Origin of the sequence: Emticicia soli (assembly GCF_037860775.1) — a bacterium.
In the GTDB taxonomy this organism is placed as follows: domain Bacteria; phylum Bacteroidota; class Bacteroidia; order Cytophagales; family Spirosomataceae; genus Emticicia; species Emticicia soli.
Genome location: NZ_JBBEWC010000016.1, coordinates 1 through 16522, shown reverse-complemented (window position 1 = coordinate 16522; position 16522 = coordinate 1). Strand labels below are relative to the sequence as shown.

Below are 16522 nucleotides of genomic sequence, written 5' to 3'. Positions count from 1 at the left end.
CTGCTATTTTATTACTTCATGTCTTACTTTCAGTAGCAAATCATTAACAAATTCAGTATCTACTTCCTTTGGCAAGCCGCTTTTGGCAAAGAGTTCGTTTAATTCTATAATTTCTTCTTCTGCTCTTTCCATAAATGCTGCCAGGTCTATTTCTCCACGCCTTATTTTCAGTAATTCCTGCGCATTAGGGCGCCTTACATTAATAGTCTTTTGCGTAGCTATTTCAATAGCCATGTCGAGCAAACGTCGGCAATGCAAAAGATTTTTCCCATCAATCTGTTGTTGATGATTAGCAATGTCTACATAACGTTGTACATTTCGGTTTTTGAGCCATGTTTCATACTCAACATAATCTTTACAGTGCGACGAATAACCCTCTTTGTTAAAGCTCATAATACTTACAGGACTCTCGCCTTTAGGCACCGAGCTAAGTTTAACATCATTTCCTTTTTCCGAAACAATGCCTTTATAATCTAGCTCGCCAGAATTGTCATAATATAAAGCATAGCAGTTTTTGAAATGATTCAGGGCTACTAAACCACAGTTCTCAGCCGACCAATTATTTCTTTCCAGAAAATACAGCAAAGGCATAGTTTTACCGTCTTCGTAAACATGACAAAAATCAAACGGTGTTTTTCTGACAATTTTATCGTGCTCCCAGTTCATTTTCTTTTCTAAACCTTTGGCTTTACTAATTTGCGCAATGGCATAGCCACCAAAAGATTGCAGACATTTCTGGGTCAAAAATTTCTCCCGATTTTCAAGAATAATATCAAAAGCCGGGTGTTTTTCAATAATGCATTCCTGCGGCATGTACAATAGCTCCAGCATTGTCGGGTTAGCCGATTGAAGCAATTGCAAAAAACGCCTTACTTCAAAATAACACTCATCTTTCGATACTTCAATCTGCTCTTTATAATTAAAGCTTATCAGGTCGTCAATTGATTGGGCATATACCCCTTTGTAATCAATGTCTGAGCTAGCAGTGTTTGTACCATAAGCTTGGCTACCTACAATAGCCTTCAATAAAATCTTCATGTTTCTATATTTGTTGCAAAGGGTTTCTCGAATTTGGGTCTGAGCATTTTCCAGATAATATGGGCATAAGGCTTTTCTTCCATCATTTTAAACAAAACAGCCGGATACCTACAAGTCTGATAATAAAGTGCTGTATCTTTTCTGGTTGCTAAAACTTTAAACTCATTTTTAGCTTTTGCTTCAATGGCCCTAAAGTTATCAAACAATTGTTTTTCTGTCAGTTTCACCCAATCATAAAACTCATCAGGCACTCTATCTAAAATAGTCATTAAATCGTTACCTTCCTTCAAGTGTTCCCAGATACTTACGTTCGATACCCTTGTAATAATATGATGAATTCGCTGATACTCTTCAAATTTTACTTTTAAACGGAGTCCACCTGCAAACTTTATTACATATCCTTCTCGGTTGCTTTCTTCGAGTTTCTTTAATTGGTATAAATCCTTAACACCATCATATAGTTTCACTACTTCAAAACCAATTTGCTCTAATTCGCATTCTTTTCCTGTTTTTGTATCGATTACCCCCAGCAAAACCAATGCTCTTTTATCTCCGTAGTTTACCACAATACGGTTTTCAGGATAAATGATCTCAAACAAATAGGTCTTTGCTCTATCTAAAAGCGGTATTGAAGTAGCATATTTTGTATGCAACATTTGGGTAGCCACTTTGGCTTGGTCGCTATTAAACGAGCCTCTGGTAGCAATATACGGAATTTCATTAAGCCAATATAATATTCCTAAAGAGCCGTCCATTTTTTCATACACTTCAAATGATTCTTGCGGAATCTCTTGATTCTCTATCTCCCCCCAATTAAAGAACTTCTTGAACGGACGTGCAATAACATCATACTCAGCATTCATAATCAAGCCACGACATGCCAAAGTCCATTCGTTCCAAACTCTTTCATATTGTGCTTTGGCTGAGTAATTATAAATATACAAGTCGGCATTATTATGCTTTTGTACATTAATATAATCGTTGGCGATAAGTTGCTGTAATTCTTCGATATTCATGATTATTAAAATTAACACTACAAAGTAAAATAGTCACTACGCAATATATTTGCGCAGATAAAAATATTTTCATTTTTTTGTGAAATATTTTTTCAAAACACTATGCCTGCAAACCGAAATGCCCTTGTTCGCTATAAAACAATTGATGCCTGTTTACGAAACCGACACCGCAAATGGACATTGGAAGATTTAGTTGAAAAGGTATCTGATACCCTTTATGAGTACGAGGGTATTGATAAGGGCATTAGCGTGCGCACGATACAAGGTGATATACAAATAATGCGGAGCGATAAACTTGGCTATTTTGCACCAATTGTTGTAATTGATAAAAAATACTACACTTACGAAGACCCAAAGTATAGTATAACCAATATCCCTATTTCGAATGCTGATTTAGGTAGAATGAATGAAGCCGTGGAATTATTAAAACAATTCAAAGGCTTCTCTCATTTCAACCAGCTCAATGAAGTTGTTCAGAAACTTGAAGACCATGTGTATGCAACGGCTCATAAAAAGCAATCAGTTATTAATTTCGAAAAAAATGATAACCTCAAAGGCTTATCTTATCTCGATTTGCTCTACCATTCAGTTATCCAGAAGAAAGCTGTTCGTATTAGCTATCAATCATTCAAAGCACATGAGCCCAACACATTTATTTTTCATGTCTGGTGGTTGAAAGAGTTTAAAAATCGCTGGTTTGCCGTAGGTGTTCATGGGCAACAGAAAATTGTCTATCATTTGGCCCTAGACCGTATGCAGGACTTATCGATAGATGACAATAACATCTATATTGAGAATGATAAGTATGATTCGGAAGCATTTTACAAAGACGCTATCGGCGTAACTATTTCAACTAATTTAAGACCAGAATTAATTACCATATTTGTTGCTAAAGAAGATGCCCCTTATGTTGAAACCAAACCACTGCATCATTCACAAAAAATACTGGAACGCAATGAAAACGGTATCGTTATACAGATTTATGTACAGATAAATTTTGAGTTAGAAAGAGAAATTTTAGGTTTTGCTGATAAAATGCGTGTAGTTTCCCCTGAGTCTTTAAAGAACAGAATTCATTTGCGAGCTAAAAAGAACGCAGAAAACTACGAAAACCCCAAACTAATTACTAGCTAAGGAATTTTGTTCTCTGATAAACCGACGTATTCGCCACGATACTGAATTACTTAAGTCATTCGTAACGTTATCAAGCATTGTCCATCGTGTTGGCGAAAAAGATTCCATGCCAGAGTTAGAAGCACCTGCAGGCAAAGCCCGTGAGTCGCCCGAAACCGTTACCCATTCATTTACCCAGTTGTAGTCATCATAAAAACTATCGTGCAGCACCTCTTTATCTTGCTGATAGTCTATTACTTTAAACCACACTCTACCATCGGCTTTCAGAGTTTTAATACATTTTACAACCTTGCCTGATACGGTTTCGTAAATAGGTTCTACTTTCACACTATCTACCTTCTTCTCGCCTACTTTTAAACTTTTACTAAAGCTTTCTTCTGAGCAACTACGATTCTCGAATCCAACATTCAAGTATTCAAAGCCAAAACTAACTACATAGTCAGGCTTAACCAAACTCTCACTTGCCTCTTCTGGACTGTAAAACTGATAAAATGGCTTGGCATCTGCATATCTAGGCAAGTTTCTGAATAAATCACGTTCAATGTCCTGTACATAACTTTTATCATATCTATAATCGCCTTCCAATACAATTCTTACCGTTCCTTCTTCTATCGATTCTTGTATCAACGAATCAATATCTCTTCTGTTTGGCGACAATTTCTGGGCTTTTACGAAACTAAAATAGGCTTTTTGGGCAGCAGGTTTGGTATTCAAACCTAAGTCTAAAAGTCCAGCCTCTATCCTCTCTTCTGTAGCATTTGCCAAAGCTGCAAATTGTTCTGATTCATAAAAAACAGGCGTAACGTCTTTCAGACAATTGGTGCAATTCTGAATCTTCCACGCCATATCATTCAAAACCTTATATTTATCATGGATTTTCTCCCAATAAAAAGGTTTCTGTTCTTTCGCCAGACTTTCAATTTCTAACAGAAGTTTATCTTTTTGTTCTCTATAAGAAAGTTGCAGTCTTTCGGTAAACTTGGCTTTTGTAGGTTTTCGCTCAACTTTTCTTGCGTAATTAGATACGTCTCTGACACTATTAGAATGCCAGTTTTTAGGAGAGCAAGCCCCTACAAATGCTAATGCTACAAAAAGTATGAAAAGCTTTTTCATGATACTGCTGTTAATATCAATAAGATGCTTTTTTTATGGAAAACGTTTAACGGTTTTCCATAAAAATTTATCCAAACAACTCACTGAAAACCTCTTCGAGCTTACTTGCGGCAAAAATCTCGATTTTATAGTTTTTAGTATCTAAACCTTTCTGGTTATATTTTGAGATAAAAATCTTCTTAAACCCTAGTTTTTCTGCCTCCGAAATTCGGTTTTCTATTCTGTTCACGGCTCTTACCTCACCGCCTAAGCCTACCTCTGCCGCAAAACAATAAAGATGCGGAACACTGAGGTCTTCAAACGATGACACGATTGAAGTACATATAGCTAAGTCAATAGCTGGGTCCTCTACTTTTAGCCCTCCGGCAATATTCAGAAACACATCTTGCGTGCCAAGCCTGAAACCGCCCCGTTTTTCGAGTACTGCCAGCAGCATTTGCATACGTCGGCTATCAAAGCCATTGCTTGTGCGTTGAGGCGTTCCATATGTGGCCGTGCTAACTAACGACTGTATTTCAATAAGCAAAGGTCTGTTACCTTCAAGCATGGCTGCAATCGTTATTCCGCTCAAGTCTTCTTCTCTTTGTGAAATCAGAATTTCTGATGGATTGCTCACTTGGCGAAGGCCATCGCTTTGCATTTCATAAATACCCAATTCAGATGTACTTCCAAAGCGGTTTTTAGTTGTCCGTAATATTCGATAGGTCATGTGGCGGTCGCCCTCAAACTGTAAGACTGTATCAACCATGTGTTCAAGCACCTTCGGCCCAGCCAATGAACCATCTTTGGTAATATGCCCAATCATGATAACCGGAGTATCTGACTCTTTAGAGAACTTCATCAACTCGGCAGTACATTCTTTTACTTGTGAGACACTTCCAGCTCCCGACTCAATTAAAGGAGAAACTAAGGTCTGGATTGAATCAATAATCACAATATCAGGCTCGGTGAGCTCTATTTGCCTGAAAATATTATCGGTTGCTGTTTCATTCAGAATATAACATTTATCGTTCGAAAAACTCATTCGTTCTGCACGCATTTTTATCTGCTGCTCACTTTCTTCGCCCGATACATACAAGACCGTATAATCTTTTAAGCTGAGCGCAATCTGCAGCATCAGGGTAGATTTCCCAATTCCCGGCTCTCCTCCGATTAATACCAACGACCCCGGCACTATGCCGCTTCCTAATACTCTGTTCAGTTCATTATCGTCTGTAATAATCCGATACCGCTCATGTTTTGTAATCTCGGTGAGGGTTTTAGGTTTGTTAGCTGTCTTAGGAACACCAGACGATGTAAACTTCCAGTTTCCTTTTTCGGGTTCGTCTTTGCTCACTACCTCTTCTACCATTGTACTCCATTCACTGCAAGAGGGGCAGCGACCTAGCCATTTAGGCGAATTATATCCACAATTCTGACAGAAATAGGCTGTTTTAATTTTTGCCATTTAATTTTTCTTTAAATTTTAACAAGTTGATGTAGATACGTTATAAAGATATATGCTCAGATACACTTAAAGATAATAAATATTCTGATAACAATCAAGACCAAAAAACTGTTAAACATAAGTTAATAAATACGAATTCGAGATTCATATACGTTAATTTCAAAAACCAGACAACAATATAACACATACTATGAATTGACGTATATTCTTTTAAATCGTTGCTAATCATTTTTAACACAAAAAATCATGAAAAAAATCTCAATTCTTAGTCTTTTTGCGCTATTTTGCACCCTTTCAGCTTCTTTTGCCCAATCAGGATTTGGTATCAAAGGAGGTCTTAACTTCAACAAAGTCTATACCGATGCGGGCTCTCTTGGCAGTAATATTAAAGAAAGTCTTGACACCCAAACAGGGTATGTTTTAGGTGTTTTTGGGCGAATCGGCGATAAAGTTTATTTACAACCTGAAGTGCTCTTTGCCGAAAGAGGTGGTACCATTGAAACACCCCAATACGGGAAAGTAAAATTCAAATATAGTAATATTGATGTCCCTGTATTAGTTGGGTTCAAACTCTTTAAATTTTTGCGTGTTATGGGTGGTCCGGTTGCTACATTTAAGCTTAATGAAGACCAGAAACTTGGCGAATCAATAAAAGATTATACTTCTGGTAGCTTCGACGATGCCATGAAGAAAGCAACCTTTGGATATCAGGTAGGTGTTGGCGTAAAAATATTAGGACTCGATATTGATTTGCGAAAAGAAGGAAGTTTATCTGAAATTTCACAACTAAATCTACAAAACAACGCACAGTTCAGCCAGAAAGCCAGTGGATGGCAAATAACGCTGGGCATAAAAATATTGTAAGATATTACAGAAATGTAACTGTTGGTTAATCCAAGAAAGTCTCTTCGGTTGAAGAGGCTTTTCTTTTATCGGGCAGCCAAAATCTTTATATCGCTTACTTCAAGTATCTGTTTCTCGTATCCCTTGGTTACGCTATTTATCATAGCAATACCAATATCTTTCAGCTTCACTACTGCATTAGGCGAAAATAACTTAATAACAGGAAAAAGCCAACTCAGGTATTTGTAATAAGGCAAAACATTTTTTAAACCTTTGGTAGCCTCAATAGCAGCCGGACGAAAATTATAAACCTGCTTAAATGGCAGTTTCATTAAATCATTCTCTGTTTTACCTTTTACCCTTGCCCACATCAATCTTCCGGCCTCTGTACTATCTGTGCTTGCTCCCGAAACATAACAAAATGTCATATCCTGATTATGCTTAACCAAGGTTTTAGCCACATGGAGCGTCAGGGTATAGGTAAGTTTGTAATATTCATCTTCTTTCATACCTACCGACGACACCCCAAGGCAAAAGAAGCAAGCATTGTAGCCTTTAAGTTGAGATTCGATTGCAGAAAAATCCTGAAAATCGGCATGAATAATTTCTTTTAGTTTTGGGTGTTGTACACCACAAGGTTTTCTGTTTATTACCAATACTTCTTCAACATCATTATGCAATAAACATTCGTGTAAAACACCCTCTCCTACCATGCCTGTGGCACCTGTAATTATTGCCTTTATTTTTGTAGCCAATTGCTTACTCATTTAGTATCTGATTTAAGTGACTCATACTGTAATTAACACATAAATAATAGATTCCATTCCAAAGCATGAAATCTATTATTCAATTTATTACCAAAACTGACTTTTTGCATTTTACTGAAAAAAAATTTTCTTTTTCGGCAAATACTCCGTATTTTATTATGTTTTTAAAGAAAAAACCAATAGCTTTGCACCAAAGAAAATTTTGCACTTCAAAATAAATATAATCAAATGAGTATTAACAAACTCGATCCAATCGACCATAAGCTTCTGGAGATTTTACAGAGCAATGGCAAGATTACAAACGCACAGCTTTCAAAAGAAATTGGTTTATCTCCTGCACCCACACTCGAACGAGTAAAAAAGCTAGAATTATCCGGTATCATCAAGAGTTATCATGCCCAAATAGACAGAGAAAAAGTAGGCTTAGGTGTTATGACCTTCGTACAGGTTTCTTTATCAGGCCACAGAAAATCTATCACTGATGCATTTGTTGAGAAAATTTTACGAGTTCCTGAAATAATTGAGTGCCACCATGTAACCGGTTCTTGCGATTTCTTATTGAAAGTAATTGCCAAAGACATAAATTCATATCAGAAACTGATAATGGAAACCATTAACGAAATTGAAGAAGTAGCCAACACACAAACAATGGTTATTCTTTCAAGTTTCAAAGATAGCCAGGTGTTACCTGTACCTTGAAAACAAACAATTTTTTAACGACAAAGCCTTTTTCTACGTCAGAAAAAGGCTTTGTTGTTAGAGCACTCTCTACTTTAGATTTTTGTAATTTTCTTACTAACTTTTAACGATGGAGTTTTGAGCTTGAGAATATAATTACCCGCCGGAATACCTTCTAAAGAAATTATTTCCCTTTTTTCAATCATCAAGGTCTTGTTCAGTACTTTTTTGCCGCTTAGATCAAGCAAACTAAGCTGTGTTTTTATAGTTTTTCCTGTCTTATTTTCAATCATCAAATCGCTTGAAACTGGATTTGGAAATATTGAAAAAACCATATTATTATCATCTTCAACCGAAAGCGGCGCTAGTATCGAAACCTTTGCATTATCGGCATCTATTTTCCCATTCCCGCAAGCATTGCTAAGACTTTCTAAAACATAGGTTGCTGCCTGGTTAGGGTTAATTTTTATGCTTACATCGCTACTTTCAGTAACACTTTCAGGCATATTACTTAATTTGTAGGTATAGGGTGCAGTGCCTGTAAAGCGTAGATTTAAAGTTACAAGCGTATCAAACGGAATATTTTTCTCACCAACAAAACCTCCTTTAGCAGGTTTGTTAAACCGAAAACTCTGGCTTGGGTGTTCTTCAAAAAAATCCGCATCAGGCCGAACTCTCACTCTGTAATTAGGCCCTTCTGCCAAATTATCGGGAAGTGTAAACTGTACCGTATTTTGATTCAATTTTGCTAATACAGTAGGCGTATCAAAAGAACCGTTGGCATCAGATAACTCTAAGACATAATTCCATTTATTGAAATCAGTATGTTGTAAATTGAAAGAAGCCTTTACTGACTGCCCCGGACAAACTTCGCTCTCGGTAATGTCGGTACTGATAATTGGTTGTGGTGTAACCGTAATAACAAAATCATCTTCCAGAAAGCCCAGAGAATCTTTCACAATCACTGTTTCAGCTCGTAATGCCTGGTAATCTATTTCACTATCTTTCGTATTTCCGTTCGACCACACATGGCTCCCTTTCCACGAAGAAGTTAAATGAACTTTAGAGCCATATTCAACATGGAAATTTTCTCTTTTATTCACATTCTTGAAAACAGAAAAATGGTCACGCTCAACATTATCGGCACATATCCACCTGCCATCTAAACGATTTCCATTTACTGTCAGAAATAAAGAGCCACCTATTGATATATTTGAATAAATAGAAGAAGGATGAACCTCATGCGAACCATTCCAATCTAATCTACCAGCCGAACCCACTACACAATAAATAGTCCCTTCATTCTTATTAATAAATGGCCTAGACCCTGCATCAGCATCATAACGCCCATTCACATCCTGAACCACATGAATATCTTTATTAAACGACATCGAATGCCCCTTGTGATTTTTCATTAGATACGAGCGCTCATAAATATGGCTATGGCCTGTAAGCACCAAATCAACTTTATATTGGTCGAAAAGCGGAACAAGATGCTCTCTGATATACTGTAATTCAGGCTCTGCATCTGAATCATGCGATCGCTTGGTATATGGTGGATGATGAAACATCACGATTGTCCACATAGCGTTGTTGGCTGCCAAATCTTTTTTTAACCATTGATACTGCTTACTTTTCTCGTCGTAAACCCGATATTTTCCATCATCATAGCCATCAGAATCAAGTGCAATAATATGCACATTGCCATAATCATACGAATAATAAGCTTTCTCGTTTGATGAAATCCCCCCCATTTCTCCCTTTGTTGGCACGCTGATTATATCGAAATAAGGAATTTTTCTGTCGACTCTACCCGTAGGGCTAGCAAAGTATTCATGGTTACCCGGAACAGCCGAGAAGGAAGTATTACCAAAGATACTTGACCCATAAAAATCAAAGACTTGTTTCTGATATTGTGCTTGTGTTCCACAGCAATAGGCATTGTCTCCCAACCACAACCAAAGGTCAGTAAAAGCCGGACGATTCTTTAAGTAACTATCTTTGATTCCTTTTTGGGTTTCCATATAAATCTTGGTCGACTCATCGCCAAAATCTCCCATCGCCCAGATATTAATTGGGCGTGCGCTACCTGTAGGCGGGCCAGTTATAAAATAAAAATCCTTACCCGAGGCAAGGGTTTGTGCAGTAGTACCAACCGAATAATGATAAGGTGTATCGGGCTTTAGATTGCTTATCTGAACTACATGCTCGGTTGTAAGTTGTGAGTCAGCAACACTAGTAACTTGTGTAGAATCACTCTGATAAACCTTTACAACACTTTCAGTAGCAACATTGGTGCGCCAGTGAACAATTACGCCACTATTGCTTAATTGTTGTAAGTAGGGTCCTCTGGTAATAGTTTGTGCTTGAAGCTTAGGAACAATTTCTAAAAAAAGGAGAATGATAATTAAATACTTCTGGGCTGTTTTCAATACAATTAAATTTTGGCTCAAAATTACATCTGTTGCTTTATATCTTTCTCCTTTTATTATTATTTATTTCTTTTTAGCAGGTTTCATTATTTTCTTAGTTTCTTCAATTTGCTTTTTGGCTTCTTTGTAAGTTTCCGATTTTTTCTCAGCATTATTTGCAACAACAGTAAAATACTGAATAGCCTTTAGATAATCTTTTTCAGTGAGTGCCATTTTACCTAATGCCATATTAGCACTTAAAAAATACCCTGAATCTTTAGCTTTGCTTTGCTCAGCAAATTCAATTGTCTGCTGATAATATTCTTTTGCTTTAGCTAGGTCTCTTTTATACGTCAGGTTTATATAACCTAATATATAGGCTGCGTATCTCCCTGAAGTAGCCTCGTAACCTGGTTTACCCGAATTAACTCTATTGAGTAGGTCTTGTGCAAGCACTTCGGCTTCGTCGGCTCTGCCTATAACAAAGGCTGTACGGGCAGCATAACGATGAAAAAAGGAATTATTAGGATACATTGTATGCATCTGCTGAGCCATATAATAGGCTTTTTGATGTTGGTTTTCCATCGAATAAATCTGCATCAGAAAATACTTAGCTTCCATACGTGTATAAAAAGCATTTTGCGCTACATATTCTAGCTGCTTTATACCCTCGTTTTTTACCCCTTTTCTGAAAAACACCAGCATGGGTTTCAAAGAAGGATAATTCTCAGGAATCCATTTAGAATAATAGTTATAAAGGCCATCGCCAATGGCTAACTCCGGGCTGAAATCACCAAATCCTCGGCATTTTTCAAGGTATTTCATGGCTTGTTTACTTGCCCAGGCTGCTTTAATCCAGTTCTCTCTTTCAGAGTGTAGGCGTCCTTTTACAGCATAAGCCGCCGACATAAAAAATGCAGCTTCTTTGTCTTCGCTGTCGTCGTCTAGCATATCATCTGCCAAATCAATAGCTTTATCCATGTAGTAAAAACAGCGCTCATCATATTTTTCAATTTTGCTATCAGGCAGAATCTTCCACCACTCATTCAATCCAATCAAAAAATATCCTATTGGATGCTCAGGATATTTCACTATCAACCATTTAAAGTCACGTTCGGCTTCATCGTAGTTGAAATTATACATATTATTTATGGCCTGCGTGGTTTCAATCTGAATCGCTCTATTGGCCAATAACACTTCATGCTGTTTTTTTTTGGTGCTGCCACCAAACCACGAAAACTGTGCTTCTGCCACCTGCGCCACCATTAACAAAATCAACCAGCTATATTTAAACTTCATTTCTATCAATTTTTATCAGATTAACGAAGAGAACAAAAATAAAATTGCAAAACTTAAAATTTTCTTAAAATTATTTTTCTAGTACAAAAATACTAAATTGCAGCCTAAATTCAGGCAATATTTTGTTGCCATACACCAATTATGAAACAAATAAAAGACAAGAATTTTGTACCTTTCATTGAATCAGTAGCCCTTCAAGCGCGTATTAAAGAGCTCGCTCAACAGGTAAACAAAGATTACGAAGGAAAAAATCCCTTATTAATTGGGGTTTTAAACGGCTCCTTCATGTTTATTGGCGACTTATTTAAGTCTATTGACATTGAGTGCGAGGTAACATTTATACGAGTATCTTCATACCAAAACACTGAATCGACAGGACAGGTAAAGCAGATTTTGGGTTTAAAAGAAGATATTAAAAACAGGCACGTAATTATAGTTGAAGATATTGTAGATACCGGCATGACCATGCAAGAGGTACTCGGACAGTTAGCTTCTCAGAAACCAGCTTCTATCAAAATTCTGACCTTATTATATAAACCCGAAGCCCTAAAAGTACCACTAAAAGTAGACTATGTATGTTTTGAAATAGAACCCAAATTTGTAGTAGGCTATGGACTAGACTATGATGGTTTCGGCAGAAACTTAGATGCTATTTATGTATTAGAAGAAGAAAAATAGCTAATTTTTAGCTATTAACATCAAATAAGAGGTCTTAATATCAAACACTCAGACCTCTTATTTATTACATCTTAATCACTTATACGGGCCTTTTATCCTAAGGTTTAGCAATTAAAACAATCTGATTTTTATCGGCTTTTACAATTTTTTTTCTGAAATCTACCCATTCATTGTAGCTAGCAGCAGAGTGAAGCCCTTTAAACATACTTAATTTGCGATTATAAATAAGCATATCATCTTTTATCTGAACATCAGCCGAGTAGGCACCAAATTTTGTTTCGATTTTTATTGGTTCCGGCAGATATTCAGCAGTAAAGCCTTTAGGAATTTTAAAAGAGATGTTATCAATATCAAGATAGTTATCATCTAATTTAAGTGCTGTTTTTCTGTTTGCATTTGCAATCGGCAACCTACGCTGTTGATTCAAGATATTAGGCGTTATAAATAATCGTGTACCGCTTTTATTAGCTATATTCCGCAACTGCAAATTAAGCTTTTCCTCTACCACAGGCAGTTTTTCCTTTCTCTCTTTGAATGAATAATTAATTATTTCTACACTTGGTAGGCTTAAATTTCTTAAGAGCCATTTTTTCTGGTCGTCGCTATTCAGCGAGTGTGCTACTTCGGCATAAATCTCTTGTTGTAAACCAGTGTACTCAGTTTTAATATCTGCTGTCGCTTCTCCATTCTCTTTTAATTCAATAGTTGCTGCGCGTAAAAGCTGATTATCATTGGGCAAATACGTAGGCGTTCTTATCAGTTTACCACCGCTTTCGGTTACCAGCACAACGTTTCTATCGCTGGTAAAACTACCCAGATAAGCAAAAGGATTATTCTGGCTTGTACACTCGAGCCACAACGTATCTTTTTCGGTAGGCACACATAAAATAACATGGTTAAACTGGAATGAGGGAAAGTCAGCCTGAATTTCGGCTCTACTTTCTCCTGCTCTCACCAAAGCCACATAAGATTTAATACCAACTTCTTTCAGCATAGCCTTTGTAAAGTTGGTAAGGGCTTTACAGTCGCCATAGCCTTTGCTTGCTACATCAGAGGCTTTCATTGACTGCCAGCCACCTATTCCTAACTGGATACTCACATAGCGTGTATTTGCTTGCAGATACTCATATATTTTCTTTACCTTATTTGCCAATTCGGCCTCATTTTTTACCAAATCTTTTAACTTAGCACTCAAATCTGCCGAAACTTTGTCTCTATCAACATTCAGCGAGCCATAAAACCTCCCTATATCGTCCCAGGTTTTTACGTTTCCGGTGTAATCCTCAACCTTAAAGTCCGAAGGTGCGGTGTAAACAGTAGGCATAATTTCTGAATAATGAGAAGTATAAGGTTCTCTCTCTATCGCCTTTATGTTGCTTACCGACCAGCTATAATTCAATCGTTTATCTTCTGTAATTACAGTTACTTTTGTAGGCATATTTTGCTCTTTATACCTTAGGTCTATACCTACTGGCAATGAAACTTTAAAAGAAGACTTCTCAACCGATGTGAACTCGGCATTATCTAATACAGCATTCCAGTTAGGATAAAACATCATGTTCTTATCTGTGTACTGATAGGCATAATCTATTGTGTACGGATATTCAGAATGAGCTAGAGAAGCAATCTTTACGTAATTATCTTCAATAGAGTTTTGTCCCGACGAAGTGCTATAACTTTCAATATCATCTCTCTTAAGCTTTTTTACTTGCTTGCCATTCGCATCATAAATGCGGGCTTCTATGTTATTTATCTTGGTAAACTTATTATATAAAATCACCAGATTAGCATGCTCCTTACCTTTTTCGTCAAGAATCGTGATTGTGCCTTTTATGCGTATTACAGCTTCGCCAATGTCTTTTACATAAAATTCAGTTTCATGATTCCGAACCACCGCATGGGCCTTTTCTTTCAAATCTACCGGAATTGTTGCAGCCGAAAAATCCTGCCCCAAAGCCTGAAAACTTATTATTGTTAAAATTAAATACCTTACCATGCTATTAGTTTTTCTTCAATACAATTTGCTCATTATGTTTTTCTACTATTTTATCGAAAAATTCCTGTAGAAAAGGATATTCTTCTGCGTAATAAACGGCTTTTCGTAATTGAATACGGCTTGTTAAAGTAAGTTTGTTATCGTTTACTGCTGATGCATAAGTAAACCTACCACCGTTTTCAGGTAAATTCAAAGCAATATTTTTTGGTAGTTCTACAATCGAATAACCCTTTGGTAATTCAAAAGTTGCCATAAACGTTTCTTCTATCGGAAATGCAAAATCAATCGGATAAACACGTTCTTTGGCTTTGAGTAAATTCTCTTTTGTGCCTTCCGAAAGCATTGGTTTCAGGTAGAGCATATTACCTGCTTTTGTTACATAATCATTCATACTTACCTGATACTGCGATTCCATAGGAGCACCCGAATCATCGGTATTAAGGTAATCGGCCTTTTCGATTACCCATGAGGCATTTTCCTTTCTAGCTTCTTCCAGATATTTTTCTGAACCTTTTTCTTTAAACTCTTTTTTCTCTCGCCAGCCGCCATAACCTGCATAGGCTTTAGAAAAAACACCTTTTAGCTCTCCTTCTTCATCAATAATCAGATTTGCCTTCTTAAACCCAAAGTCTTTTTCGATAGGGTTTAAAGAAATAAATCTGGCTTTATCCTGATGAACCAGCCAGCCTTTTCCATTCAGGCAATCAACCGGAAGCATTCCTAATTTAAGAAACTCTTCGGTGGCATCGAGCAACAAATCTTTACCATTTTGTTCAATATGCGCTACTACACAATTAAACCTTTTCAGTAAGGCATATTGCTCATGAATTTTGCCATGCCCTCTGGTACTCAGAATAACCGGATTGGCATCAAAACCTAGTTCTCTTAATAGGGCAACTAGCAGCAAATTAATGTCGCCGGCATCGCCTTTGCGAGAATCCAATACTTTTTTAAGGCTATTAGAGTATATACTATAGTTGCCATTCCATTTTACATTTTTCTGTAAATACTCGCAAGCAGCTTGCAGACGAGCGGTTGAATCTGTATGCTTACTTTTGATTTCTTTAGCAATATCATCAAGGAAACCAGTTCGCTTTAGCTGGCCGCCTAATAGTGAACTTTCCAATAAAGTTTTGTTCAGTGCGGCATAATCTAAAGAAAAATCTTTCATTAATACATTAGGCCACATAACACTAGCCAATTCAAAATCAATTTTTGATACATAATCACCAATATTGGTTATATATGCCTCATTTCTGAAAGCGGGAGCATCTTTCATTACAAAGCGTTGCAAGAGTCCACTGGTAGCATGGCTGCCTAGTGTCATGTTTACAGGCTTATTTTCATTAGCTGTTAAATTAAGGTATCCTGACATCAGGGTTCTGTATATGAAATATTCAGGGATTGTAATTTCATAAATACTCCACTTAACAGGGTGAACTCCTTGAAATGTCCATGTTGAAGGATTTAATGAAACCCCAAAAGGCGTGTCAATAGTATAGGTATACTCAATAACTGAGCCTTCTTTTACATTGGGCATCGTTATTTTTACATTCTGCACTTCGCCAACGGCTTTTTCTATGAAAATAGATTCTTTGGAAAGTTTTTCTTTTTTCACTTCTCCATTTTCCATGTTATAGGTAAAACCTTTAATATCGGTAATAAACTGGTCTCGTTCATATCCCCCTTTTACTAATCGCATAGAGATAGTCCCTAAGTCAAGGGCTGATTTTTTCAGAATCTTTATTCGTCCGTGATATATAAAACGGATATTTATTACACCTGAGCGAACATCAAACAATGTTTGACCATAATCGTAAAGTACAACTGCATCGGCAGTAGAATCTTTATCATAAGTTTTCATTTCAACCTCAGACAGATTAAATTCGCCGAACTTGATTTTAGGTTCAACAATTCCCTGACCATGAAGTAAGTAAACACAGCATAACAGCAGGAGTGTTAGTAGATTTGTTTTCATCTTTTTTAGTACAATTTTTCTAAGTATATGTCAAAAGTTTAGAATAATTGCTAACTGCCTGTAAATCAAACAGTAAAGCTCTATTAAGCTCATCCAATCCGTATCGAAAAATACTAAAAGCCTT

General features: G+C 36.7%; 13 protein-coding genes. 4 read left to right on the top strand and 9 right to left on the bottom strand.

The features are described from left to right. Positions 1 to 3: 3 nt before the first annotated feature. A complete protein-coding gene (locus WAE64_RS21670) occupies positions 4 to 1038 on the bottom strand; it encodes a DNA polymerase beta superfamily protein (RefSeq protein WP_340239879.1) in 1035 nt (344 codons plus the stop codon). After that, positions 1035 to 2054 (bottom strand): RNA ligase, encoded by a 1020-nt coding sequence (locus WAE64_RS21665; protein ID WP_340239878.1) that lies wholly within the window; start codon positions 2052 to 2054, stop codon positions 1035 to 1037. The genes WAE64_RS21670 and WAE64_RS21665 overlap by 4 nt, the downstream gene beginning before the upstream one ends. 102 nt (positions 2055 to 2156) lie before the next feature. Between WAE64_RS21665 and WAE64_RS21660 the strand changes: the two genes are divergently transcribed. Next, positions 2157 to 3188 carry a helix-turn-helix transcriptional regulator gene (locus WAE64_RS21660; RefSeq protein WP_340239877.1) on the top strand — a complete coding sequence of 344 codons (1032 nt, stop codon included), beginning with the start codon at positions 2157 to 2159 and terminating at the stop codon, positions 3186 to 3188. Here the strand turns inward: WAE64_RS21660 and WAE64_RS21655 are convergent. Both WAE64_RS21655 and radA read right to left on the bottom strand, forming a co-directional pair. Then, positions 3174 to 4301, bottom strand: coding sequence for a hypothetical protein (locus tag WAE64_RS21655; protein ID WP_340239876.1), 1128 nt, complete (start codon positions 4299 to 4301; stop codon positions 3174 to 3176). The two genes, WAE64_RS21660 and WAE64_RS21655, sit on opposite strands and share 15 nt — an antisense overlap. Before the next feature lie 67 nt (positions 4302 to 4368). Next, entirely contained in the window at positions 4369 to 5748 is a 1380-nt protein-coding gene (gene radA / locus WAE64_RS21650; protein ID WP_340239875.1) for a DNA repair protein RadA, read from the bottom strand. A gap of 246 nt (positions 5749 to 5994) precedes the next feature. Here radA and WAE64_RS21645 point away from each other — a divergent pair, with 246 nt between their 5' ends. Next, a complete protein-coding gene (locus tag WAE64_RS21645; protein WP_340239874.1) occupies positions 5995 to 6612 on the top strand; it encodes a porin family protein in 618 nt (205 codons plus the stop codon). Between the two features lie 65 nt (positions 6613 to 6677). Here WAE64_RS21645 and WAE64_RS21640 read toward each other — a convergent pair whose 3' ends face one another. Further along, a complete protein-coding gene (locus WAE64_RS21640; RefSeq protein ID WP_340239873.1) occupies positions 6678 to 7358 on the bottom strand; it encodes an NAD-dependent epimerase/dehydratase family protein in 681 nt (226 codons plus the stop codon). Between the two features lie 228 nt (positions 7359 to 7586). On the opposite strand from WAE64_RS21640, the gene WAE64_RS21635 reads away from it, so the two are divergent. Then, the gene (locus WAE64_RS21635; protein WP_116984584.1) at positions 7587 to 8057 is read left to right on the top strand and encodes an Lrp/AsnC family transcriptional regulator; all 471 of its coding nucleotides are present in this window, start codon (positions 7587 to 7589) and stop codon (positions 8055 to 8057) included. A gap of 74 nt (positions 8058 to 8131) precedes the next feature. Here WAE64_RS21635 and WAE64_RS21630 read toward each other — a convergent pair whose 3' ends face one another. Further along, positions 8132 to 10489 carry a metallophosphoesterase gene (locus WAE64_RS21630; protein ID WP_340239872.1) on the bottom strand — a complete coding sequence of 786 codons (2358 nt, stop codon included), beginning with the start codon at positions 10487 to 10489 and terminating at the stop codon, positions 8132 to 8134. Between the two features lie 42 nt (positions 10490 to 10531). Further along, positions 10532 to 11746: a tetratricopeptide repeat protein gene (locus WAE64_RS21625; protein ID WP_340239871.1), complete on the bottom strand. Its 1215-nt coding sequence runs from the start codon at positions 11744 to 11746 to the stop codon at positions 10532 to 10534. Positions 11747 to 11887: 141 nt separating this feature from the next. Here WAE64_RS21625 and hpt point away from each other — a divergent pair, with 141 nt between their 5' ends. Next, a complete protein-coding gene (gene hpt / locus WAE64_RS21620; protein WP_340239870.1) occupies positions 11888 to 12424 on the top strand; it encodes a hypoxanthine phosphoribosyltransferase in 537 nt (178 codons plus the stop codon). Positions 12425 to 12521: 97 nt separating this feature from the next. Here hpt and WAE64_RS21615 read toward each other — a convergent pair whose 3' ends face one another. Both WAE64_RS21615 and WAE64_RS21610 read right to left on the bottom strand, forming a co-directional pair. Continuing rightward, entirely contained in the window at positions 12522 to 14420 is a 1899-nt protein-coding gene (locus WAE64_RS21615; RefSeq protein WP_340239869.1) for a DUF3857 domain-containing protein, read from the bottom strand. A 4-nt stretch (positions 14421 to 14424) separates the two neighbouring features. Beyond that, on the bottom strand, positions 14425 to 16398 hold the full coding sequence (locus tag WAE64_RS21610) for a transglutaminase domain-containing protein (RefSeq protein WP_340239868.1): 1974 nt from the start codon (positions 16396 to 16398) through the stop codon (positions 14425 to 14427). Between the last annotated feature and the right edge of the window lie 124 nt (positions 16399 to 16522).

Excerpts from the sequence above, each read along its gene's own strand:
- WAE64_RS21635 (WP_116984584.1), top strand. The coding sequence starts at position 7,587 with ATGAGTATTAACAAACTCGATCCAATCGACCATAAGCTTCTGGAGATT.
- WAE64_RS21625 (WP_340239871.1), bottom strand. The coding sequence starts at position 11,746 with ATGAAGTTTAAATATAGCTGGTTGATTTTGTTAATGGTGGCGCAGGTG.
- WAE64_RS21660 (WP_340239877.1), top strand. The coding sequence starts at position 2,157 with ATGCCTGCAAACCGAAATGCCCTTGTTCGCTATAAAACAATTGATGCC.
- WAE64_RS21640 (WP_340239873.1), bottom strand. The coding sequence starts at position 7,358 with ATGAGTAAGCAATTGGCTACAAAAATAAAGGCAATAATTACAGGTGCC.
- WAE64_RS21610 (WP_340239868.1), bottom strand. The coding sequence starts at position 16,398 with ATGAAAACAAATCTACTAACACTCCTGCTGTTATGCTGTGTTTACTTA.
- WAE64_RS21615 (WP_340239869.1), bottom strand. The coding sequence starts at position 14,420 with ATGGTAAGGTATTTAATTTTAACAATAATAAGTTTTCAGGCTTTGGGG.
- radA (WP_340239875.1), bottom strand. The coding sequence starts at position 5,748 with ATGGCAAAAATTAAAACAGCCTATTTCTGTCAGAATTGTGGATATAAT.
- WAE64_RS21655 (WP_340239876.1), bottom strand. The coding sequence starts at position 4,301 with ATGAAAAAGCTTTTCATACTTTTTGTAGCATTAGCATTTGTAGGGGCT.
- hpt (WP_340239870.1), top strand. The coding sequence starts at position 11,888 with ATGAAACAAATAAAAGACAAGAATTTTGTACCTTTCATTGAATCAGTA.
- WAE64_RS21670 (WP_340239879.1), bottom strand. The coding sequence starts at position 1,038 with ATGAAGATTTTATTGAAGGCTATTGTAGGTAGCCAAGCTTATGGTACA.
- WAE64_RS21645 (WP_340239874.1), top strand. The coding sequence starts at position 5,995 with ATGAAAAAAATCTCAATTCTTAGTCTTTTTGCGCTATTTTGCACCCTT.
- WAE64_RS21665 (WP_340239878.1), bottom strand. The coding sequence starts at position 2,054 with ATGAATATCGAAGAATTACAGCAACTTATCGCCAACGATTATATTAAT.